Annotated in this window: 19 protein-coding genes; 7 read left to right on the forward strand and 12 right to left on the reverse strand. The window is 69.9% G+C overall.

Annotated features, from left to right (window positions below; translation table 11 throughout):
• The first annotated feature begins 104 nt into the window (after positions 1-104).
• A complete protein-coding gene (locus N8888_RS00385; protein ID WP_263176706.1) occupies positions 105-1,160 on the forward strand; it encodes a DNA topoisomerase IB in 1,056 nt (351 codons plus the stop codon).
• Here N8888_RS00385 and N8888_RS00390 read toward each other — a convergent pair.
• Entirely contained in the window at positions 1,138-1,446 is a 309-nt protein-coding gene (locus N8888_RS00390; RefSeq protein ID WP_128987665.1) for a hypothetical protein, read from the reverse strand. The two genes, N8888_RS00385 and N8888_RS00390, sit on opposite strands and share 23 nt — an antisense overlap.
• Positions 1,447-1,597: 151 nt before the next feature.
• On the opposite strand from N8888_RS00390, the gene N8888_RS18755 reads away from it, so the two are divergent.
• Both N8888_RS18755 and N8888_RS00400 read left to right on the forward strand, forming a co-directional pair.
• Positions 1,598-1,831 carry a metallothionein gene (locus N8888_RS18755; protein ID WP_053516095.1) on the forward strand — a complete coding sequence of 78 codons (234 nt, stop codon included), beginning with the start codon at positions 1,598-1,600 and terminating at the stop codon, positions 1,829-1,831.
• A gap of 34 nt (positions 1,832-1,865) precedes the next feature.
• Positions 1,866-2,981, forward strand: coding sequence for an SDR family oxidoreductase (locus N8888_RS00400; RefSeq protein ID WP_065182097.1), 1,116 nt, complete (start codon positions 1,866-1,868; stop codon positions 2,979-2,981).
• On the opposite strand, the gene N8888_RS00405 is transcribed toward N8888_RS00400, so the two are convergent.
• Complete coding sequence (locus N8888_RS00405; protein WP_263178441.1) at positions 2,947-4,035, reverse strand: serine hydrolase domain-containing protein; 1,089 nt, start codon at positions 4,033-4,035, stop codon at positions 2,947-2,949. The genes N8888_RS00400 and N8888_RS00405 overlap by 35 nt on opposite strands.
• 256 nt (positions 4,036-4,291) lie before the next feature.
• Between N8888_RS00405 and N8888_RS00410 the strand changes: the two genes are divergently transcribed.
• Positions 4,292-4,918, forward strand: coding sequence for a hypothetical protein (locus N8888_RS00410; RefSeq protein WP_263176710.1), 627 nt, complete (start codon positions 4,292-4,294; stop codon positions 4,916-4,918).
• A 9-nt stretch (positions 4,919-4,927) separates the two neighbouring features.
• Here the strand turns inward: N8888_RS00410 and N8888_RS00415 are convergent, their stop codons facing one another.
• Positions 4,928-5,380, reverse strand: a complete 453-nt coding sequence (locus N8888_RS00415) for a hypothetical protein (protein ID WP_128987667.1) — start codon at positions 5,378-5,380, stop codon at positions 4,928-4,930.
• Complete coding sequence (locus N8888_RS00420) at positions 5,380-5,814, reverse strand: Rap1a/Tai family immunity protein (RefSeq protein WP_263176714.1); 435 nt, start codon at positions 5,812-5,814, stop codon at positions 5,380-5,382. The genes N8888_RS00415 and N8888_RS00420 overlap by 1 nt, the downstream gene beginning before the upstream one ends.
• A gap of 242 nt (positions 5,815-6,056) precedes the next feature.
• Here N8888_RS00420 and N8888_RS00425 point away from each other — a divergent pair, with 242 nt between their 5' ends.
• Complete coding sequence (locus N8888_RS00425) at positions 6,057-6,443, forward strand: BlaI/MecI/CopY family transcriptional regulator (RefSeq protein WP_053515971.1); 387 nt, start codon at positions 6,057-6,059, stop codon at positions 6,441-6,443.
• Positions 6,444-6,446: 3 nt separating this feature from the next.
• Positions 6,447-8,420 (forward strand): M56 family metallopeptidase, encoded by a 1,974-nt coding sequence (locus N8888_RS00430; protein ID WP_263176715.1) that lies wholly within the window; start codon positions 6,447-6,449, stop codon positions 8,418-8,420.
• An 86-nt stretch (positions 8,421-8,506) separates the two neighbouring features.
• Here N8888_RS00430 and N8888_RS00435 read toward each other — a convergent pair whose 3' ends face one another.
• From N8888_RS00435 to N8888_RS00450, 4 genes are all read right to left on the reverse strand, one after another.
• Positions 8,507-8,842: an I78 family peptidase inhibitor gene (locus tag N8888_RS00435; protein ID WP_111187061.1), complete on the reverse strand. Its 336-nt coding sequence runs from the start codon at positions 8,840-8,842 to the stop codon at positions 8,507-8,509.
• A gap of 17 nt (positions 8,843-8,859) precedes the next feature.
• The gene (locus tag N8888_RS00440) at positions 8,860-10,989 is read right to left on the reverse strand and encodes a DUF4132 domain-containing protein (RefSeq protein WP_263176716.1); all 2,130 of its coding nucleotides are present in this window, start codon (positions 10,987-10,989) and stop codon (positions 8,860-8,862) included.
• Between the two features lie 132 nt (positions 10,990-11,121).
• The gene (locus tag N8888_RS00445) at positions 11,122-12,162 is read right to left on the reverse strand and encodes a ribonuclease H-like domain-containing protein (RefSeq protein ID WP_065174118.1); all 1,041 of its coding nucleotides are present in this window, start codon (positions 12,160-12,162) and stop codon (positions 11,122-11,124) included.
• Positions 12,159-14,648 carry a DEAD/DEAH box helicase gene (locus N8888_RS00450; protein ID WP_065182089.1) on the reverse strand — a complete coding sequence of 830 codons (2,490 nt, stop codon included), beginning with the start codon at positions 14,646-14,648 and terminating at the stop codon, positions 12,159-12,161. The genes N8888_RS00445 and N8888_RS00450 overlap by 4 nt, the downstream gene beginning before the upstream one ends.
• A gap of 343 nt (positions 14,649-14,991) precedes the next feature.
• Here N8888_RS00450 and N8888_RS00455 point away from each other — a divergent pair, with 343 nt between their 5' ends.
• On the forward strand, positions 14,992-15,471 hold the full coding sequence (locus N8888_RS00455) for a hypothetical protein (protein ID WP_430542991.1): 480 nt from the start codon (positions 14,992-14,994) through the stop codon (positions 15,469-15,471).
• A gap of 18 nt (positions 15,472-15,489) precedes the next feature.
• Here the strand turns inward: N8888_RS00455 and N8888_RS00460 are convergent, their stop codons facing one another.
• From N8888_RS00460 to N8888_RS00475, 4 genes are read right to left on the reverse strand one after another with little or no spacing between them, the layout of a single operon-like run.
• On the reverse strand, positions 15,490-17,319 hold the full coding sequence (locus tag N8888_RS00460; RefSeq protein WP_263176721.1) for a hypothetical protein: 1,830 nt from the start codon (positions 17,317-17,319) through the stop codon (positions 15,490-15,492).
• Positions 17,316-19,496: a DUF4175 domain-containing protein gene (locus N8888_RS00465; protein ID WP_263176722.1), complete on the reverse strand. Its 2,181-nt coding sequence runs from the start codon at positions 19,494-19,496 to the stop codon at positions 17,316-17,318. Before N8888_RS00465 ends, N8888_RS00460 begins: the two co-directional genes overlap by 4 nt.
• Positions 19,493-20,620, reverse strand: coding sequence for an N-terminal double-transmembrane domain-containing protein (locus N8888_RS00470; protein ID WP_263176723.1), 1,128 nt, complete (start codon positions 20,618-20,620; stop codon positions 19,493-19,495). Before N8888_RS00470 ends, N8888_RS00465 begins: the two co-directional genes overlap by 4 nt.
• A complete protein-coding gene (locus tag N8888_RS00475; RefSeq protein WP_262218859.1) occupies positions 20,617-21,510 on the reverse strand; it encodes a DUF58 domain-containing protein in 894 nt (297 codons plus the stop codon). The genes N8888_RS00470 and N8888_RS00475 overlap by 4 nt, the downstream gene beginning before the upstream one ends.
• Positions 21,511-21,513 lie beyond the last annotated feature (3 nt).

A 21,513-nucleotide genomic window follows, 5' to 3' on the forward strand; every position in this document is an offset into this window, starting at 1 on the left:
CCGGAAGGGACTGTGAAAGCCGGAGCATAGCCGCGAACCCATCCTCACGTGTTTGTCTTGCGTTATTGACGCGGCCGCGTCATGTCGATCGCCACACTGCTGGCATGCCCACGTCCCCCACACCCGAGCGCGCGGCGGCGCGCGCGGCCGGCCTGCGCTACGTTGATGACACCCAACCGGGCTTCACCCGGCTGCGTGCAGGCAAAGGCTTCCGTTACCGTGATGCTGACGGCCACGCAGTGCGCGATGCGGCCACGCTGCAGCGTATCCGCGCATTGGCCATTCCCCCGGCTTACACCGCGGTATGGATCTGCGCGCATGCCAACGGCCACCTGCAGGCGACCGGCCGCGATGCGCGTGGCCGCAAGCAGTACCGTTATCACGCCGACTGGGCGAAGGTGCGCGATGCCGGCAAGTTCGATCGGATCATTGCGTTCGGCGAGGCACTGCCCACGCTGCGGCGGCGGCTGGCACGCGACCTGCGGCAGTCCGGATTTCCGCGGACCAAGGTGCTGGCCGTGGTGGTGGCGCTGCTGGCCGATACGCTGGTACGGATCGGCAATGAGACCTATGCCCGCGAGAACCGCTCGTTCGGGCTGACCACCCTGCGCAACCGCCACCTCGAGCTGCTTCGCGGCGGGCGGGTACGCATGCGGTTCCGGGGCAAGTCCGGCCAACTGCAGGAGGTGACGGTGGGCGACCGCCGCCTGGGCCAGATGGTGCGACGGTTGCAGCAGCTGCCGGGGCAGTCGTTGTTCCAGTACCGCGACGATGATGGCCAGGTGCAGCCGGTCGATTCCGGCGCAGTGAACGAGTACCTGCGCGACGTGATGGGTGAGGACTTCACCGCCAAGGATTTCCGTACCTGGGGCGGCACGGCGGCGGCGGTGCAGGCACTGGCTGCCACCGCGCTGCCCGAGCCTGCCAGCCAGCGCGCACTGGCCGCAGCACAGCGCGAGGTGGTCTGCCAGGTTGCCGCGCGTCTGGGCAACACCCCTGCGGTGTGCCGCAGGGCATACATCGATCCCTGTGTGTTCGCCGGCTGGGAGCGTGGCGAACTCACCGCGCTGGCGGGCCTGCGCGGCCCGCGGCAGTGGGAACAGGCCACGTTGCGTGTACTGCGGCGGGCACGCCGGCTCAGCCGCAGTAGATCGCCGTGATGTTGTTGGTGCGTCCCTTCTCGATGGTCAGGCGATCACCGCCTTCGCTGGCGGGCGGAACACGCGGACCGTCGTGGCGCAGCACCTGCACGTGCAGGCTGTCGCTGTCCACGCGTGCACGTTCAACGGTGGCCGCCGACGCTGCCAGACCGACGGCGCCGCGCACCATGTCGCTGTGGCACTGGCCGGAAATCACGCCGTCGATCGGTTGAACCTGTGCGATTGGCGTGCTGCTGCATGCGGCGACGGCAAAGGTCAGTGCGGCTACGCTGAATGCGCGGATCATGATCCTGCTCCATGGTGATGAGGACGCCAGCGTGCCGCGCGCGGCGTGGTGGCGGCATGAACGGCGTGCACATGCGGGACACGGTGCATTCACTGTCGCCGACAGCGGCGATGGCCACACTGCATGTACTGGCACGCCACGGAGGTATGACATGGCCACCTGTGATGTATGCGGCAACGACTACGACAAGAGTTTCACCCTGCAGCAGGGCGGGCGCAGCGGCACGTTCGACTCGTTCGAATGCGCGATCCACGCCTTCGCGCCACGCTGTGCGCACTGCAACTGCACCGTGATCGGCCACGGCGTCGAAGGCAACGGGCAGATCTTCTGCTGTGCGCACTGCGCTGGCCATGCCGGCGTGCAGGGCGTTGCCGATCGCGCCTGAGCCCACCCCATTCCCCACACCTGAAGGAGACCGCATGGCTACGAGCAAGAAGGTTCCCGCCCGCCGCAAGGCGTCGCCCAAAGTACGCAAGGGTACGAAGGCAGCTGCCGAGGGCAGCGCCGCAGCAGCGGCCGAACGCCCCCGCGTGGTGAAGACGGCAACCCGCAAGGCCGCCGCCGGTGATCCACGTGCCGCCCGGGTTGCGGCCCGCCAGCGACGCCTGCAGGACCAGGAAAAGGCCAAGGATGCGCGTGCGGCGAAGAAGGCGACCAGGAAGAAGGCAACCCAGGCGGGCACGCGACGCCAGCCGGAGACCCTGCCTGCCCAGCACCTGGCCAAGCCGGGACATGAGCACGAACTGGACCTGGCCCCGCGCTTCCTGGCACCGGACTACGTCGGCAGCGGCAAGCTGCAGGGCATGCGCGCGATCGTCACCGGCGGCGATTCCGGGATCGGACGCGCCGTCGCTGTCCTGTTCGCGCGCGAGGGGGCGGACGTGGCGGTGCTGCACCTTGATGAGGCCGAGGATGCCGAGATCACCCGCCAGCATGTGGAGAGCGAGGGCGGACGCTGCGTGGTGATTGCGGGCGACGTGCGCGATCCGCGTTTCTGCAACAAGGCGGTGAAGCAGGTCGCCAAGGCCTTCGGGGGCGTCGACATCCTGGTCAACAACGCCGCCTTCCAGCTGCACTGCGAGCGCCTGGAGGACCTGGAGGACGAGCATCTGCAGGAGACGCTGCAGACCAATATCGGCGGCTACGTGCAGATGGCACGGGCCGTGCTGCCACACCTGGGCGAGGGCGCCAGCATCATCAACACGGGTTCGGAAACCGGCCTCTTCGGCAGCAAGGCGCTGATCGACTATTCGGCGACCAAGGGAGCGATCCACGCTTTCACCAAAGCCTTGGCCAGCCAGCTGCTGCCGCGTGGCATCCGGGTCAACTGCGTGGCCCCCGGCCCGGTGTGGACGCCGCTCAATCCTGCGGACAAGCAGGCCCCCGACGTGGCCGAGTTCGGCAAGGACAGTGACATGGGGCGCCCGGCACAGCCGGAGGAGCTGTCTCCGGCCTATGTGTTCCTGGCGTCACCGGCCTGTGCCAGCTACATCAGCGGGGTCATCCTGCCGGTGATGGGCGGCCCGCGGGGCTGACCGGGGGCGCATACAGATCGGCGATGCGCGGAATGAAGCGCTGCGGGTTGGCGCCGACCAGGTTGGTGAGCACCACCACGGCGATGCCGCGGTCAGGGTAGACGATGAAGGCCGAGCGCGCGCCACCGATGCCGGCCACCTGCCGGTCCGGCGCACCCTGCAGTACTGGCCAGCCGGCAGACCACGGGCCCGCCCTGCCATCGGCCAGCGGCTCGGCGGTCCACATCCGTGTGCGCCCGTCCTCGCGCAGCAGTCGCCCGTCCAGCAGTGCGACCAGCCAGCGCGCGGTGTCATCGGCGGTGGTAAGGATGCCGCCGCCGGACCACAGGCTGGGCGGCACGTCGTAGAACCAGTGCGACAGCCGTGGCGGAGTATCGGCGGCTTCGGTCGCGCGCGGGGCCAGGCTGTACATCGTGGCGGCGTCGGGGATCAGGTCGTAACTGTCGCCGAAGGTGGTGCGTTCCATGCCGGCGGCGCCGAACTGCCGGCTGGCCAGGAAGCGGTCGTAGGGCACGCCCGACTGCCGCGCGATGATCCGCGCCAGGAGCAGATAGTTGGTCTGGTTGTAGGCGAAACGTTGGCCAGGTGCTGCATCCATCGGCTGTGCGGTCACGGCCTGCCAGGCCTGTGCCTCGGTGCCTCCGCCCAGCAGCCCGCGCTCGTCAAGGATGTCCGGCAGGCCGGAGGTGTGGGCCAGCAGCTGACGTACGCGCACGGTCTGCCAGGCGGCCGGAAGTGCATCCAGATAGCGCGACAGCGGTGCTTCCAGATCCAGCCGGCCCTGCTGTGCCAGCTGTGCGGCGGCGACGCCGGTAAAGGCCTTGGTGGCGGAGTTCAACGGGAATCGCGTGCTGCGTGTGGCGGGAACGCCGTTTTCCACGTTGGCCAAGCCGAACGCTTCGGACAGCACGACCTGGCCGTCCTTGACCACTGCGATCTGCAGGCCTGGAATGCGCTCGTCCTGCAATGTCTGGCGGATCAGGCGGCGAGCCTGTTCGTTCGCCGGCTCCGGGCTGGCTGACGCCGGCGAGAGGGGCAGAGCAGCAAGCAGCAGGAGCAGAAGGGGAAGCGATGGGCGGAACATGGGTTATTCCCGGCGGGATGTGCGGATGGGATGCAGCAGGCAGCAGGAGGGTTTAGATGCTGCCGTTGCGACTTTCCGAGAGGGAGGACATTCCAACGGGGCCGGCAGTCCACCCTGACTGCGTTGATGCCGATACTGACAGCGAACGGAGGATGCCTGCTGCCGGACTTGCTACAGTCTGTCCGCTGCACGCAACGCAGACCCATGCCCAGGAGGAAGGGCGGCGATGTCCGAACCGTACTCGGCTTTTCTCAGATTGAGGATTTCACGCGCAGATCTTGCGCGGTGGCTTGCGGCAGCACCGCCGGACGTGTCCCGCTGGTCGGACTGGCGCTCGATCGGCGGGCAGTGGAGTCTTCCCGGAGGCGGGGATCTTTCCGACCCGGATGCGCCGGGTCTGCAGACGCTCATTTCAGACTGCAACGCGATGTTGGCGCGCCATCGGGACAACCGCGCGGCACTGGAGTTCGTGCTGGGATCGGCAGAGGCGGAGAACATCAGGATTGCGGCCTATGACCATCAGGGAAGACACTTCGTTGCCGGGTCGTTGACCTATTCGGAGAGTCTCTACGACATCCTGTTCTTTCTGGCCCTGGGGCGCAGCGCAGCCGAGTTCCTGGCCACGGACGATGCCGGCCTGGTCGTTGTCCACGACTATCTGTGGGGCGAGGACGGCGAACGGAGAACGGTCGCCGCGCTTGGCCTCGCTGGAAACGGATACTCCGCATTCCTGGGGCCCGACGCCTCCGCTGCCGCCGCCCGCGAGTTCGACGAACGGGTCGAGGCGATGCTGGATGGACAGGACGATCCGGACTTCTTCCCACGCGATCAGCTGCAGGATCTGCGGGACTGATCCCGCGCATCAGCTATTGTTGAAGGGCACATAGGGTGTAAACGGCCTGGAAGGATCGAAGTCCTTCTGGCCAGGGTACAGAAGGCAATAGAGCCTGCCTTCATGCACGACTGCCAACGGGTAACAGGCATCCTGCCTGCTCATTCCGCCTGCGCCGCATTCCTGGAGGCCTTCCAGCACCTCCATGGCGGTGCACTTTCCGGCCTTGCAGTCATGTTCCCGGATCGCGCTGAAGCCCTTTGAATAGAAGATCCTCGGTGCCCGATAGCCCTGCAGCGGTTGCAGGTGCTTGGCCAGGGCGGCGTAGGCCCTGTCCACTTCCTCCCGCTCACCCAGGTTGAACGTGGAAGGCGAGTCCGATGTGAACCTGAACTTCGCAGGATCCGTCTCGCACTCCCACGCATGTGAGGCGGGAATGTGCAGCACAAGCAATGCGAACGCACTGATCAAGGATCGGGGCATCATCGCTCCTGGGCAGGTCTGCTGTTGCTCGATGGAGCCGCATGGGAACACGGGAAAGAGTGAACCAGCGCTTCCCGCGTCAGCGTCGATGCGTCTTCCTCGAGGCGGGCGCGCGGAAGCGCCTTCAGGTGGCTGTACACGCGATCCACAAGCTCATGGGGCAGGACCGTGGCTCGTCCACACCATTGCCCGGCGCTGCTGTCGGCGACTGCCGCGATGTAACCCTGGGCCCAGGACACCGCGCGAGCGCGGCACAGTGCGTCGCTGCACTTACGCCCCTCCTCGTTGCCTGTGATTCGCTCCAGCAGTGCGCGGCCACTGGAAAGTGCATTGCCTGCGTCTGCCGCATGCGCGGGCAGAGCGGCGGACAGGCACGCCGCAAGTAAGGAGGCTGTTGAAGGCCGCCGCAGCCAGCGGCCAACCGGAGTACGCATGCATGCGATTCCTGAAGATGGAGAAGAGAAGGCTCGTCGCCAGGGCCAACTCTATCGGATCGGCCTGCCCGACCGGGATGCACGCGCCCGGCGGAAGGGGGCGCCAGGAAACGCCGTGCACGGAGAGGAGACGGGGATGCTGCGCTTGCCCCCTACCGTTCGTCGGCCCATGACTTCCGGGGGGTTGACTACAGGTGTCGTCACGCCGACAGTGACGACACGTGTAGTCAAGGGAGCCTGTCATGCGCGGCAAAACCATCGGGGACCAGGAGCTGGCCCTGCTGCAGTACATCGATGAACATGCGCCGGCCAGTGTCGGCGAGGTCGCCAGCGGCTATGGCGAGGCGCGCGGGCTGGCCCGTTCCACCGTGCTGACGATGATGGAGCGGCTGCGCACCAAGGGGTACCTGCAGCGACGGCAGCACGAAGGCCTGTACCGCTACCAGGCCACCCGTGGCCCTGACAGCGTGCTGCAGGGTGCGGTGGCCCAGTTCGTCGACAACACCCTGCAGGGCTCGGTGTCGCCGTTCGTGGCCTATCTTTCGCAGCGCCAGCAGGTCAGCGACAACGAGCTGGCCGAGCTGGAAGCGCTGGTCGCCCAGCTCCAATCGCGTCGCCACGAGGGCTGAGCCATGGACACCACGATGCTGATCCCGATGCTGGAACGGCTGGGCTGGACCAGCCTGCAGACCGTGCTGCTGGTGGCGCTGGTGTATGCCGTGTGCCGGCTGATGCCGTCGCTGTCGGCCGCCACGCGTTGTCGGTTGTGGTGGCTGGTTTCGTTGCAGGCCGTGCTCGGCCTGGTGTGGAGCCAGCCGGTGCAGCTGCCCTGGTTGCCCGCGTCGCCGTCGGTGGCGATGACCGCTGCCGATATCGCCGCCGATGTGGTCTATCCGCTGTCTGCGGAAGGCTCCGCGCAGCTGCTGGCCACGATGCCGGTGGAGGTCGTGGCGACGCCCGCAACAGCGTGGTGGGCGCTTGCACTGGCCGCGCTGTGGGCCTCCGGTGTGCTGCTGATGGCCTGGCGCACCCTGGCGGAGTGGCGGCGTTGCCGCGCGATGCTGGCCGCCGCGTATCCCTGCGAGGACGCGGCGCTGGTGCAGGCGCTGCACCTGGCCGCCGACGCGCATGGACTTCGCCGCCCGCCGCGCCTGTGGATGAGCGCACAGATCGATGCGCCGCAGCTGGTCGGGCCGCTGCGCCCGGTGCTGCTGCTGCCGGCCGGCGCCACTGCACTGCAGGGCGACGCGCTGGACCTGGCATTGACCCATGAACTGCAGCACCTGCAGCGCCGTGACCTGCAGTGGGGATTGTTGCCGGCACTGGCGCAGCACCTGTTCTTCTTCCACCCGCTGCTGCGGCTGTCTGTGCGTGAGTACGCCCAGGCCCGGGAAGAAGCGGTGGATGAGGCGGTGGTGGGCCAGCATGGGGCCAGTCGCCACGCGTACGGGCGTCTGCTGCTGCAGCTGGGCGTTGCACCGCAGCCGCACCTGGGGGTGGCCAGTGCCGCGCCGGACACGACCAGCCTCAAGCGCCGGCTGCTCTCGCTGCAGCCGCGCAAAGCCTGCCCGCGCGTGCTCGCGGTTGCCCTGACGGCCGTGGTGCTGGTGGTGGGTGTGGCACCCATGCGACTGGTCGCAGCGCCGGTGCCGCCGGCGCCTCCCGCACCGCCGGCGGCCCCGAAGCCCCTGTCGCCGCCGCCGGCTCCGAAGGCACCGCCGGCGCCGGCAGCGTCGGCGCACCTGCCGGCCGTGCCGGTTCCCCCCGCGCCGCCGGCTGACGTGACCGGGCCGGACGATGTGACCGGACCCGATGATGCCGATGTGGGGGCCTTCGACGATGGGACCGACGTGGACGAGGACCATGACGGCATGACCTCTACCGGCACCTCCATCACCACCTACGGGACGTTGGATCTGGGCGAGTCGCCGCGCCAGGCCTACGTGCTGGTGGATGGGGATTCGACCTTCGCCAATGGCGGCATCGATGACGTGGCGCAGGCCCGCAGGCAGCTCGGCAAGGGACCGGCACTGTGGTTCCGCCAGGGTGACAAGCGCTACGTGGTGCGTGATCCGATGCTGGTGCAGTCACTGCAACGTGCCTATGCCGGCGCGGCGGAACTGGGCCGTCAGCAGGGCGAACTGGGACGCCAGCAGAGCGTGCTGGGTCGCCAGCAGGGCGAGCTCGGCCGCCGGCAGGGCGAACTGGGCCGGTTGCAGAGCGAACATGCACGCCAGATCGCGCAGGATGCGATGCGCACTGCGCGCAGTGCGATGGCTGCCCATGACATCAATCGTGAAGCGGCGGCCGAAGCGGCCAGGGCCGCGCGTGACTCGGTCGACGATGCAGCGCTCGCGCGGCAGGCCGCCGCTGAAGCGCGGCGCGCCCTTCAGGCTGCTCGTGATGACGAACGCCAGTCGGGGCGGAGCAGCGAGATGGGTCGGCTGGCCGGAGAGCAGGCCGCGCTGGCCAGCCGCCAGGCGGCGCTGGGCAGCCAGCAGGCCGCGCTCGGCGAACGCCAGGCACGCCTGCACGAGCAGGCCTCGCGACAGGCGCAGCAGGTGATCGCCCGTGCGCTGGCCAATGGCAAGGCCCAGCAGCTGTGAAGCGGCGGTAGCGCCGGGCCATGCCCGGCGTGCCCAGCGACGTGCATGCGGATGGAAACCGCCGGGCCCGGCCCGGCGTTAGCGGCTCAACCGCAGTTGGCGCGCACGATCCGGTTCTGCGCGTCGACCTCGATGGTGACCCGGTCCTCGCGGAAATCCATGGTCACCGCCATGCCGGGCTTCACCACCCGCGCCGTGCGTGCACCACTGGCTTCAACCACCTGCTTCACCGTGGCCTCGTCGGCGGCCCTGCCTGCCAGCCCCTCCAGCTTTTCCGGGTTGCATCGCTGCGGGCTTCCTGCGACATGCGGAGGCCGGGGTGCAGGATCGCTGCTGCTGCCACTGCCTGCACTGCCGCCCGCATGGCTGCAGGCGGCCAGCGGCAGGGTACAACCGAGCATCAACCAGAGACTGGAACGCATCGCGGATCCTCCACGCATCAGGAGCAGACAGTCTCATCGATCGGGGCTTCAGGGGGCGTCAATACCCGTTCGGCGAGCTGTTCGATGCGGCCCAGCAGCTGCGCCAGCACGGCGTCGTCGTAAGGCAGCCAGCGGCGTGGCCGCGCCGGCAGATCCGGCAAGGCCAGCGTCTGCCCGGCAAGGCTGGCGCGGGCGGTGGCCAGGTGCAGCCTGTAGTGGCCGACCTGCACATGGCGGCGCTGGAAGGTCATCAGGTCACGCTGCGGATGAGCGGCCAGCAGATGCTCCAGGGTCCGCCCGCGCAAGCGGACCATGCGGGCCGGCGGCAGTGGCATGCCCTCGCCACCGCATGCGCAGGTACTGGCCAGCAGGTCGAGTTCGCGCAGCAGTTCGGACGCCACCACTGCGGGCAGCTCGCGCGCCTGCACCGGTTGCCACGCGTCGCGATGCTGCCGCTGGAACTGGACGCGGCCGCTGCGGATCTCACCGGCAAGGCCATGCGACAGCGGTGCTGACAGCTGCCAGCCGATCCGCCACGGGCCTTTGGCCAACATCAGCTGGCCGCCGTCATCGCCGTGCCAGCCTTGCCGACGGGCCAGCCCGGCCAAGGTCGCCACCGACAGCGTCAGCCCATTGAATGCAGCGGTATCGGCGGGTTCGCCGCGGGCGTCCAGATAGTGTTCGCGGAACACCTGGCGAAGCGGTTGCCGGCAGCGCTGCTCGATCAGCCGCGCGCGCCAGGCGGCGCGCAGATGGGGTTGGCTGCGGGCGGGATGCCACAGGCGCAGGCGGTTGCGGCCCTGCAACGCGACCACGATGCCATGCGCATCGGCGAACGCCTCCGCGCCGTCCACCGGCATCGCATCGATCCAGTGCCCGCGCGCATCCGCGAGCTGCCAGACCAGGCCCTGCAGCAGGGTGGCCAATGCCGGTTGCCGGCACGCGTCGCGCCAGTCCTGCAGTGCCCACTCGCCGCCCAGCACGAACGTGGCCTCCAGGGCACGGGCCAGGCTGGCCAGTGAGCGCCTGCCGGCGGCAATGACCGGCAGGCGCAGCAGCAGTTGCGGGCGCTGTGCGAGGCGGCGTTCGGCGGCGGCCAGATGGCGGTCCAGCTTCCGCGCGATACCGGCATGGCGCACCTGCGACCGCGCCAGCGCCAGCGCGGCGATGGCCTCGGGGGTGGGCATCGCATTGACCGCCTTGGCCAGCGCCACCGCCACCGATTGCGAGGGCAGGGTCCGGGCGGCGGTCGGGGCAACGCACACCGGTGGCAGCACCTGCGCCAGCAAGGGCCGCAGCCAGGGCGCATCGCATTCCAGTGCCGCGCGCGTGGCACGCCAGAGCACACCGGCTTCGGCGATGCTGAAGGCACGGTCAGCGATGTAGGGCGCCTGGCCACTGTGGATCGCCTGCAGGCGCTGCGCTGCCTGCTGCAATGCGTGCTCGGCGAACTGCAGGTAGGTGTCGTGTTCGCTCAGTGGCTGCAGATCGGCGGGTGCCGGATCGATGTCGGCCTCGGTGGGGTACAGCTCGGCGATGCGGGCATGGCGCAACAGGTCCTGCAACGGCCAGTGCGCCACCAGGCGAAGCTCATCACGCAGCAGCGGGTGCGCGCTGCAGCCGTCCAGCAGCGAGGCCAGCGTTCCGCTGCCGTCGGCACCGGCACAGCGCGCCAACGCCAGCAGCGCCAGTGCATCGCTGCCGGCTTCGACGCTTGCCCCGGCGTGCAGGCCGCAGTGCTGCAGCAATGCCAGCGCGGGCGCCTGCAGCCGCTCGTGGCCGGGCTCGGTGCAGCGCGCAAGCAGGGCCACGCCGTCGACCGGACGAAGCGCGCCCGACCGTGTACCGGTGCTGCGCCGGGACAAGCGCAGCAGTGCAGCGGCGCAGATCGCAACGGTAAGACGGGGCTGCCGCTGCGCGTCGGCGTCGAGAATGCGGTGCGCCCACTGGCGGGCGCTATCGGTGGGCGGCAGCCCGTCGCACCCCAGGGCCATCGGCAGCAGGCTGGCCAGTTGCCCGTCATCCAGCCGGGCCAGCAGCGCCGCCTGGTCCTCGCCATGGAATCCGGCCAGCGTGCTGGACGCCTCCGTGCCGGCCAGCAGGGCAGCAAGGGAGCGCAGCTGGGAGCCCGGGACCTGGGTGCTCATGGAACCTCCGTGTCGTGAGCCGCGCCAGTCTCCGGCGGGGCCGCCTGGGGGTCCAGCGGCAGGGCATCATTCTGCCAACCCCATCGCATTCAGTCATAAAGTCACACCGTCCGCGAACACACAGGACCCGGCTCAGGCCATGCCGGGTGGCGCCTGCAGGGCGAGCAGTTCGCGCTCCTGTGCTTCCTCGCGGACCAGCCGCTGCAGCAGCAGGGCCAGGGTCACCACGTCCTGGTGATTGTGATCGGCCACCCGGCGCAGGTTCACCGCGTCGCCGCCGCGCAGGAACCGCAGCCACGCGCCCGGTGCCTCCGATCCCGGCAGATCGTCTTCGCGGATCACGCGCAGCAGCTGGCGCTCGATGGTGGACAGCCTGCAGTTCTCCCAGGTGCCGCGATAGCGGCGGCGGGTCGGATACAGCAGGTCGACATGATCCAGGGCACTGATCGGGTCGCGTTGGCGCGCCAGCCGGTAGCGCGCCTTCAGCAGGGGCGCATCGTAGCTGCGGCCGTTGTAGCTGCAGAACACCGTGGAGGGCTGCAGCCAGCCGGCGAAGGTGGCCAGCATCGCCTCTTCGGCGGCCATCGTCGATATCAGCAACTGGCGGATGCGCAGGCCTTCGCCGCGCTGCGGGCAGGTGTACCAGTCGGCAGCACCGATCATGAAGGCGCGGGTCCCGGTGCCGCCGGCCAGCCCGGTGGTCTCGGTATCGAAGAACAGCAGGTCGTGCGCGGCCACGTGCTCGTTCTCGCGCCGGGCGAACGCCAGCGACAGGGGAACCTTCGGAACCGGCTGCGGCTGCAGGGATTCGATCAGGAACAGGCCTGGCGCGATCTCCTCGCCGGGCAGCCGCCGGTCCTGTGCGGTCGCGTGCAGGGGCGCTGCGCTGCCGCGTGTGCGCAATCCCAGCAGGCGATGCAGGCTGCCGACGTGGGGCTGCCGCAACGGTGGCGTGGTGGGGGCGGGTGTCATGACGGCCGGGCCGGTCGGCTTGTGGCGGATCTCCTGTTCAACCCAGGCGAATACCGAGCGTTCGGCCGGTGGCTGCCGTGCATCATTGGCCGCTGCCGGGACGACCGCTGCGGGCGCCGCCGCCGTGACAGCCGGCGGCCCGGCCTTCGGGTCGCCCGCCTGCTTCCGCAGCAGACGCAGCTTGTCCAGGCTCAGGCTCACGGTGCCAGCAGCTCCACGGCGCCACGGGTGGCGGGCACCGCATCGGGCACGTGCTGGCAGGCGTCGGCATCGAACAGGTCCAGCACGCGCAATGCCAGTGCGCGCGGCGAGGTCTCGTCCTCCTCCTGCGCCGCCAGTACCGGGCCGACGCAGGCCGGACAGCCCGCCGTGCAGTCGCAGCGCTGCACGAGTTCGCGCGCGCGCTGCACCAGCTCCGCCTGGCGCTGCCACAGGGGTTCGCTCAGGCCGACGCCGCCCGGGAAGTTGTCGTACAGGTACACGGTCGGCACGAACACCTGCAGCAGCTCGACCGCGCCCGGATCGCCATCGCTGCCGCGCAGCTGGCCGCGGCCGCTCTGGTCGGCAACCGCGAACCATGCACCGTCGCCATTGCCGACCGACTTCTGCAGATCGCGTGCGTCGGCCATCACCGCCACCGTAGCGACGATGTGCAGCGCGTAGGCGGCACCCAGGAAGCCATCCAGCGCGTCCTGCCGGCTGGCGAACGCACGCAGCAGCAGCGCCTGCGGGAGCTGCCACCACACTGCGGTGGTGTGCAGTTCCTGGTCGGGCAGGTTGACCGGGCCGTAGCCGATGTTCTCGTGGGTGTAGTACCGGATCTTCTTGTAGCCGGCCACGCGGCGCACCACGTGCACCTCGCCGTGGTGCGAATCGCCGCGCCCGGCCACGCCGCCGTCGAAACGATCCAGCACCTTGAGCTTGGTGAAGTCGATGCTGTCGGTGTAGTAGTCCACGTGGGTGCGGGTGACGTAGGCCTTGCGCCCCTCCCAGTCCAGCGTCTCCACCTGGTACGGCGTGGACTGCACCATGTGGATGGCGCCCTCGTACAGGGTCAGCGCGGCGGCGGAGTAATCGACCTCGGCGATGATCTGCTGGCGGCCGTCGCTGCGGTCGACCACCACGAAGTTGCCGTCGGCCACCGCGCGCAGGCTCACCGCGTTGGCCGGATAGCTGTCGGCGATCCACTCCCAGCGCTCGCCTTCGCGATGGACCACGTCGGTCTCGGCCAGGGCTTCCAGGAACACCTCCGGATCGATCGGGCCGAAGCCATCGCCGACCCGGAACGGCAGCTCGAAGGCCGCGCAGCGGATGTGGTCGAACAGGATCAGTGGCTGGTCCGGGGCGATGCGCGCATGTTCGGGCGAGGCTTCGGCGAAGAAGTCCGGATGGCGTACCACGTACTGGTCCAGCGGCTGCGAACTGGCCACCATCACGCCCAGCGCGGGCTGCTGGCGGCGTCCGGCACGGCCGAAACGCTGCCAGGTGGCGGCCACGCTGCCCGGATAGCCGTTGAGGATCACCACGTCCAGACTGCCGATATCCACGCCCAGTTCCAGCGCCGAGGTGCTGACGATGCCATCGATGCTGCCCGCGCGCATGGCGCGTTCGGTCTCGCGACGCTCGGTGGGCAGGTAACCGCCGCGATAGGCGCGGATGCGCGGTGGCTTGCGCGGATCGTGGTCGAAGATGTCCTTCAGGTACTTGGTCAGCACTTCGACCATCAGCCGCGTCTGCGCGAACACCAGGGTCTTGAGGCCGGACTTGATCGCGATGCGGGCGATGCGGTTGCTCTGCGAACGCGCCGATGCACGCAGGCCCAGGTCCGGGTTGATGACCGGCGGGTTCCACAGCAGCACCTGCTTCGGTCCGCTGGGCGCACCGGACTCGGTGATGGCCGTGACCGGTGCTTCGATCAGGGCTTCGGCATGGGCCTGCGGATTGCCGATGGTGGCCGAGCACAGGATGAACTGGGGTTGCACGCCATAGAACGCACAGATGCGCTTGAGCCGGCGCAGTACGTTGGTGACATGGCTGCCGAACACGCCGCGGTAGGTATGCACTTCGTCGATGACGATGTAGCGCAGGTTCTCGAAGAACTGCGCCCACTTGGTGTGATGCGGCAGGATCGCCTGGTGCAGCATGTCGGGATTGGATACCACGATGTCGCCATGCAGGCGGATCGCCTGCCGCGCGTCCCCGGGCGTGTCGCCATCGAAGGTGAACGCCTTCACCCCGAGATCGCCGGCGCGGTTGAGCTCCAGCAGTTCGGCCACCTGGTCCTGCGCCAGCGCCTTGGTGGGGAACAGGTACAGCGCCTTGGCGTTGTCCTGCATGGCCGCACTGACCACCGGCAGGGTGTAGCACAGCGACTTGCCGCTGGCGGTCGGGGTGACGATGGCCACATGCTCGCCGCGCTGGCTGGCCTCCCAGGCCTCGGCCTGGTGGCTGTACAGCTGTTCGATGCCACGTGCCTTCAATGCGGCGGCAAGGGCCGGCGGTACCGATTCCGGAATGGGCGCATATCGGCCCTCGCGGCCGGGGATGGCAAAGCTGCCGGTGATGCGGTCGTGGTAGCGGCGCTGCAGGCGCGCGCTGAGCAGGGCACCGTCGCGGGCGGGCAGACCGTCGCGGGTCGCGAGTTGCTGCTCCGCGTCGGCGGTGCGCTTGGCGAGTTCGTAGGCCATGGGTGCACGGATTCCAGGGGGGCACATGGCACCACAGATGGGTCTCAGGATGTGAGACCCCGCAGCGGGACGGAGTGAACCGTTCAGTGCGCGGGCGGCAGCCGGACGTCGAATCCAGTGAAACGCCTGCCGCGTGCGCCGGAACAACGGGCTGGCCCGCCTCGAACAAATGACAGGTGCACCTCGCGGGCGCGGACGTGCAGTCCACTTCAGCGCGGGCTGAACAGCGCGCGCCGTTCCAACGAAATCTGAAGCCGCCATCCGTATCCTCAGGCGAAGGATGCAACCAACAGGGGCGGTAGGGGTGGCACGACGAGCAACGCAGGGAGCACTTCTGGCCGGCCTGGTGCTGGCCGGTACCGCGCAGGCGCAGCAGGCGCCATCACCCGTATCGGTGGTGCCCGAACCCGGGCAGACCGTCGCCGCACCGCCGGAGTCTGTCGTGACCCCCGAAGGCACGCCCGCGCAGGGCAACGTCACCACCCTCGGCGAAGTGCGCGCGCTGAAGCCTGAAGACGATCAGCCACTGGATCTGTACCGCTTCAGGAACCCGGTGAAGATCGAGAACAACCGCTTCAGCCGCAACTGGAGTGAACCGCCGACGCCCGAGCAGGTAAGCATGGCCGGCGGCTACGTGATGATGGGCGTGGTCAAGGGCTTGCTGGCGGCGGGCAAGGGCTTGAACAAGATCACCGGGGGGCCGGATCAGATCCAGTCCGCCATCGCACGGCCACCGCCGGAACTGAGCGCGGAACAGCAGCGTCGCGCGCTGCAGTTCTGTGCGCAGCAGGAGGGTTGCGGTGGTGCACCGCCGCTGAAGTGAGCGAAGGATGGGGGGAAGCTATGCCGTACGGGCAACGCCGGGCGGCCGCCGTTCCAGCCACCACAGCAGCGAGGCACACAGCACGAAGGCCAGCCACCACGGCCAGCGTGATCCCGGTACGGGCTGCGTCGCCTGTGCCTTGACCGGTGCCGAGGTGGCCAGGGCCTGCGCCGTCGCATCGATCATTCCCTGCCGGTGCAGCGCCGCCGCATCCGTCCTGTCGAACACATAGCGCCAGTAGGAGCGTTCGCCCTGCTGGAGCCGGTGCCAACCGGCCTCGCGTGGCCACCAGCCGGCACAGCGTGCGCTGCCGGTGCCGCCGTCCACGATCAGCGCCACCGACGCGCCCCGTGCATCGAACACCTGCAACGGCGCCTGCACATCGCACAGGGCCTGTCGTTCCCCGGCCCACGCAATCGGCTGCGGCGACCACGGCGCGGTGCTGCCGCCCTGCGCGCGCGCCAGGGTGCCGACCACGTCGCTCCACAGCTCGCCATGGCGATCGTCGCGGCCGGCCAGCACCCAGCGCCACGTGTCGGTCAGCGGCAGCAGGCCGATGCGACCCTTGCCGGCATCGCGCCAGCCTCCGATGGCAGCGCCGCTGCGGTCGTGCAGCAGCGCGGTGGTGGCAGGCACCTGCAGCGCAAGCTGTTCCAAGGTGGGCAGCGCGGCGGCATGCGAATCACGATCAGCCTCTTCGCCATCGCGGGTGGGCAGCGTGCCCGACGCCAGCGGACCGCGTCGGGCTGCCAGCATCGCGCTGTCACCATCGCCGGGCAGCGTGACGCTCCGGCTGGCGCCATCGCCCTGCACGGGCAGGCCGAGCTCACGCAGGCGTTGCCGCGCACCGGCCGATGGCACGCCGGCACTGCGGACCAGCACACCCAGGCCCTCGTGCATCGCCTGGCGCACCGCTGCGAGCTGGCCACTCCCCAGCGTGGCCAGGCTGCGCTCGTCCAGCAGCAGCAGGTCGGTGCGCGCCAACGATGCCGCGTCCAGACCGACCTGACCTTCGCTGATGCTGAGGCCGGCGCCGGTGTCGGCCTGCATCTGCACGTCGATGCCGGCATCGGTGGCCCAGCGTCGCAGGTATTTCAGTTCGGGTCCCGGCGTGCCGGCACGGATCTGCAGGCGTACCCGTGTGGCCGGCAGGGTCTGCTGGGGTACCGGAACGGTATCGACGACATGGCCTTCGCCATCCAGCAGGCGCAGGCGGAACACGCTGCGGCCTTCGGCACGGGCCACGCCACTCAGTCGCACCCGTCCGTCCTCGCCCAGCGGGGCACGATCGATCACCGTGTCAGCCGGGTCCAGCAGCTCAGCCTGCGCACGGGGGACGCCGCGGGCCTGCGCCTGCACGTCGAAGCGCGCGCCAGGGGTGACATCCGCGGGCAGCTGCAGCGCGGTCCAGCCGCGAGGGGCGGGCGGTGCCCGCCAATGGACCTGCGCGGGCAGCGTGGCGTCGCGGTCGCGTGCCTCCAGGCCGGCGCCGACCAGGGTCAGCCGCGTCGAGGGATGCTGGCGCAGCGCCGTCGCCAGGTCCGGCACACGCGTCGCGCCCGGCACCTGGGTGGCTTCGGGCAACAGGAGGAGCGGTCCCTCGCTTGCCGGCGGCGCGCTGGCCCTTCCGGCATCGGCACCCAGCACCACCAGGCCCGCAGCGGGCTGCTGCCGTGTGGGCGGCAGCAGGCATGCGTACAGCAGTGCAGCGGCGATGACCTGCAGGCCGAGCACGGCCAACAGCGGGCCACGCGGTCGCACCGGTGCGCGCAGCTGGCGCGCGCTGGCGACGAGTACGATCAGCACCAGGACGAGCGCGACCCACAGAGCCGGTGCCGACAGATTCATGGCTGCGCCTCCAGTGCATCCAGGTATCGCTGCCCCATCGCATCGGCCGCGCTGCGGCGTGTGGCCTGCGGCACGGGGCGCTGCAGTGCCCTCCACAGCTGTGCCCGCAGGCGCTGCCGGCAGTCGGCACAGCCTGGCTCGATGCGCAACTGTTCGATGGCGGCCGCCAGGTCGAGCGCGTCGGGCAGGTAGGTCGCATTGCGCTGCTGCCAGCCCGCCAGCGCGTCCAGATCCGGCGTGCCGTCGCCGTCCCCCAGTCGCTGCCAGGCCTCGACGATGGCCGGGTCCGGTGCCGTGCGTGCCGTCAGTGGCAGCTGTCGGCTGGCCAGCCCGGCGCGGTCACCGCCCAGGCGCCGGCCCTCATCGATGGGCGGCAGTTCCGGGCCGACGCGGGCCAGGTAGATGCGTTCGGCCTGCTGGACCTGCTTGATGAATCCCAGTGCCTTGTAGGCGTACGGCAGCGCCTGCTCCGGGCGCCCCTGGCGCAGCTCGCCTTCGGAGGCCCACATCTGGTCGAGTGCCGCCTTCAACGTCGCGCGGGTCTGCGGATCGAGCAGGGTCGCCGCCTCGGCGTGGTCGTGCGTGTGGCCATACTCGGTCAGCACGTCCGTGGCGCTGCCGAACACCGGTGGCGTATCGGCGTTGCCTGCGTTGCCGCCGTGGTCGTGACCATGCGCATCGTGGTCGCCGGCCTGCGGCTGCGCCGCGTGGTCGTGATCATGGTCGTGATCGTCGCCGTGGTCGTCTGCGGTGGGGGCGTCACTGGTCGGCAGGTCGCTGGTTGGCGGCGGCTTCGGTGCGCCTTCGCTCTCTTCGCCAAGGAACTGGCCGTAGCGCAGGCGCAGGATGCGCTGGTCGACGCCGATGGCGTCGCTGCGCTTGACGAAGTCATCGGCGGCCAGGCTGCGCCGCTGGCGGATCAGCGCTTCCGCATCGAGGATGATCTGCCGTTGGCTGCGGAAGTAGGCCGGCAGGGTCTTCTTGATGCGGCCTTCCAGCTCGGCGCCCAGCACCGCCTCGCTGCTGGGCAGGCGCAGGATCACGCTGCTGCTGCGGCCGGTCTGGGGTGTCGGGGCATGGTTGTCGCGCACTTCCAGCTGGGCGATCACATCGTTGCCGGGCTGCGCTCCCAGTGCGCCCAGATCCAGCGTGTGAGCGAACCGTCGCGCCGTTGCTTCGCCACTGCCGGTGAGCGTCACGCTGCGCTGGACGAAGGTGATGTTCTCGCCGCTGCCCTGGGTGAGGGTGATCGACAGGCGGGCCTGCGTGGCCACGCCGTGATCGTCGCTGGCCTCGAAGCGCAGTGCCCACTGGCGCTGCCCGGGCGTGCCCAGTACCAGGCTGGCAGCGGGCTCCAGCACGCGTACGGTCGGGGCGCGGTCCGCCACCACGTCCAGGCGGTACAGGCGTGTCGTGGCCAGTGCCGGTTCGCTGACCACGCGGTACAGCACCGGTGCACGGGCCACATCCTGCGCCTGCCAGTGGCCGTCGCGCTCGCTCAGCGGCACGCGCCGGCCATCGTGGAACTGCAGCCATGCGCTGCGGGGCGCACGATCAAAGCGCAGCGACCAGGACAGGCGGCTGTCGGCGGCGACCTTGGCATCGAGTGCGTTCTGGTTACGGGGTGGTTGACCCGTATAGGCCGGAGCCTCGATGCGCAAGCGGGTGGACTGCAGCTGCAACGGGCCCACAACTGCCGGGGCAGCGGGGCGCGACGAGGACACGCCCGGCATGGACAGACCGGACCGTGGCCAGCCCAACGCAAGCAGTGCGACGGCGATCCCCCCGACCCAGCACAGCAGCAACGCGCCGCGCGGCCAGCGCGGACGCAGTTCCGGCATGGCGCGTTCGAGCGCGGCCTGCACATGGTCGCGCTGGCGCTGCTGCAGCGGATTGAGTGCGGCAGGATCGGCGAACAGCAGGTCGGCGCTGTCTTCGCTTGCCCCGCTGCCGTCAAGCCGGCGCTGCACCCAGCGGCGATCCAAGCGGCGGGCGTGGACCGTGGCCAGCACCGTGCAGGCGAGCAGAGTGGCCGTCGCAACGATGCAGGCGATATCGAACCCGCCCAGGCGCAGTGCAAGTGTGGTCGTGGCCAGCGCCCACGGCAGTCCCAGCAGCAGAGTGATGGCGCCGCTGCGGCGCCGTGCGCGCTGCCAGGCGCGTTGCAGCATCGTCATGCGGGCAGCCTCCGCCGCGCGTTGCTGGCCATCCAGCGCTCCAGTGCGAACAACAGCACGATGGCCAGCAGCAGCCAGGCGGTGGGCTCACGCACGGCAGGCGTGGCAGCCGGCAGGGCGACCTGGCGCGGTGCGTGATCCTGCGCATCGCCTGAGCGCGGCGGTGGCGCGGGTTGCAACGCCTGCAGCAGGGTGTGCGGCAGGCGGGCATCGCGCAGCGCGGCATTGCCCGCGGCATTCCATTCGCCGGGCAGGAACAGCAGGCGGCCGTGGCCAACGCGCTGCTGCCACAGCAGCGTCGCGCCTTCGGCGTCGCGCAGCAGCGGGCGTGCATCCGCTGCCGGCCGGGCGGCGGTCAGCACGCTGCCACCGTCCTGCAGCCATGCCTGCCAGTGAGCGGGCAGCGCATCGGCGCGGCTCCAGACACCGACTTCACCCGAAGCGGGCAGCGCATCCGCAGGCAAGGCGGGCGCGGGTGATCGGGTGCCCCATGCGCGCTGCAGCGCAGCCAGCCAGCGCTGTGCCGCGGCCGGGGCATCAGCGTGCATGCGCAGTTGCGGCAGCGGGGTGGGCGCGGCCGTTGCAGCAGTCGCACGGGGATGTGTCTGCCATTGCACCGCCCGCGAGAGCTGCAGGCGCATGCCGTCGAGGCCGGGCAGCGGATCGGGCACGTGCACGGTCAGCGCGGTGCCGGTCGGCAGCTGCGCATCCAGTTCGCGCAGCAGGCTGGGCAGGGCCACATCCGTGGCCGGTGGTGGCTGGTCGATGGTGGGGAATCCGGGCGCAAGCCAGCGCCAGTTGTCGTCGCCGGCAGGAGCGCCGGCATGCAGCGCGGTCGCATCCAGACCGGGTGCGACGACCGTCCATGCGCCGGTAGCCGGCGCCGGTCCGGTCAATGCCGGCCGCGCCAGCAGCACGGCCAGCGCGGCAAGCAGCAGCAACCGCACCAGCAGCAGCGGCCAGTCATCGAAGCGGATGCGCTGGCGCGGGCGGATCCGTGCACGCAGCCAGCGCAGCGCGGCGAAGTCCAGCGGCGTGTAGGGATGGCGACGCGCGAGATGGATCAGCAGCGGCAGCAGCCACGCCGCCAGTGCGGCCAGCCCGAGCGGAAACAGCAGGCTCACGCGCCGCCCCCGCGGCCGAACAGCGCCTGCAGCGGCTGGTCCACCGGTTGATCGAGCCAGCCGGTGGCACTGGCGATGCCACTGGCCTGCAGCCGCAGGTGCAGTGCTGTGTGTGCAGCGGTGAAACGCTGCAGGTAGTCGGCGCGGATCGCCGCGCCATCGCCGAGCAGTTCCTCGCCGGTTTCAGGGTCGCGGAACCGATGGCCGGCATCGAACGGGAAGTCGCGCTCGTCGGCGGTCAGCACCTGCAGCAGCAGTACCTCGCGGCGTGCACTGGCCAGGTGCTCCAGCAGCACGATGCCGGCGTCATCAAAGCCATCGCCGATGGCCAGCAGCAGGTCGCCCGGGCGAACGCGCTCCCACAGCGGGCGCAGCGTGTCACGGGCGGGCCAGCCGCCTCGTGGCTGCAGGGCATGCAGTTGCAGGTGCACGCGGTCGCGCTGGCGTGCGCCCTGCGCTGCGGGTACCAGCTGCAGGCCGTCGCCGGTGACGGTCAGCAGGCCGAAATGATCGCCCTGCTGCAGTGCCAGCTCGCAGACACAGGCGGCCAGCATACGCATGTGATCCAGGCGGCTGCGTGCCGGCGCGGTGCGATCGGACTGGCCGGCCGATGCGGTGGCATCGAGCAGCAGCCATACCGTGATCGGGCTTTCGCGCTCCGACTCGCGCACGAAGAAGCGGTCCGAGCGCGCGTACAGTTTCCAGTCGATCTGGCGCAGTTCATCGCCGGGTTCGTAGGCGCGGTACTGGGCGAATTCCAGGCCGGCGCCACGACTGCGGCTCGCGTGCTGGCCGATGCCGCTCGCGCCGCTGGCCAGACGTGGCCGCAACCGCAGCGCGCGCAGGCGCGCTCGCAGTTCGGGAGGCAGGACCAGCGTGCCAGCACTCACGCG

The organism is Stenotrophomonas maltophilia, from assembly GCF_025642255.1.
Lineage (GTDB): Bacteria > Pseudomonadota > Gammaproteobacteria > Xanthomonadales > Xanthomonadaceae > Stenotrophomonas > Stenotrophomonas maltophilia_P.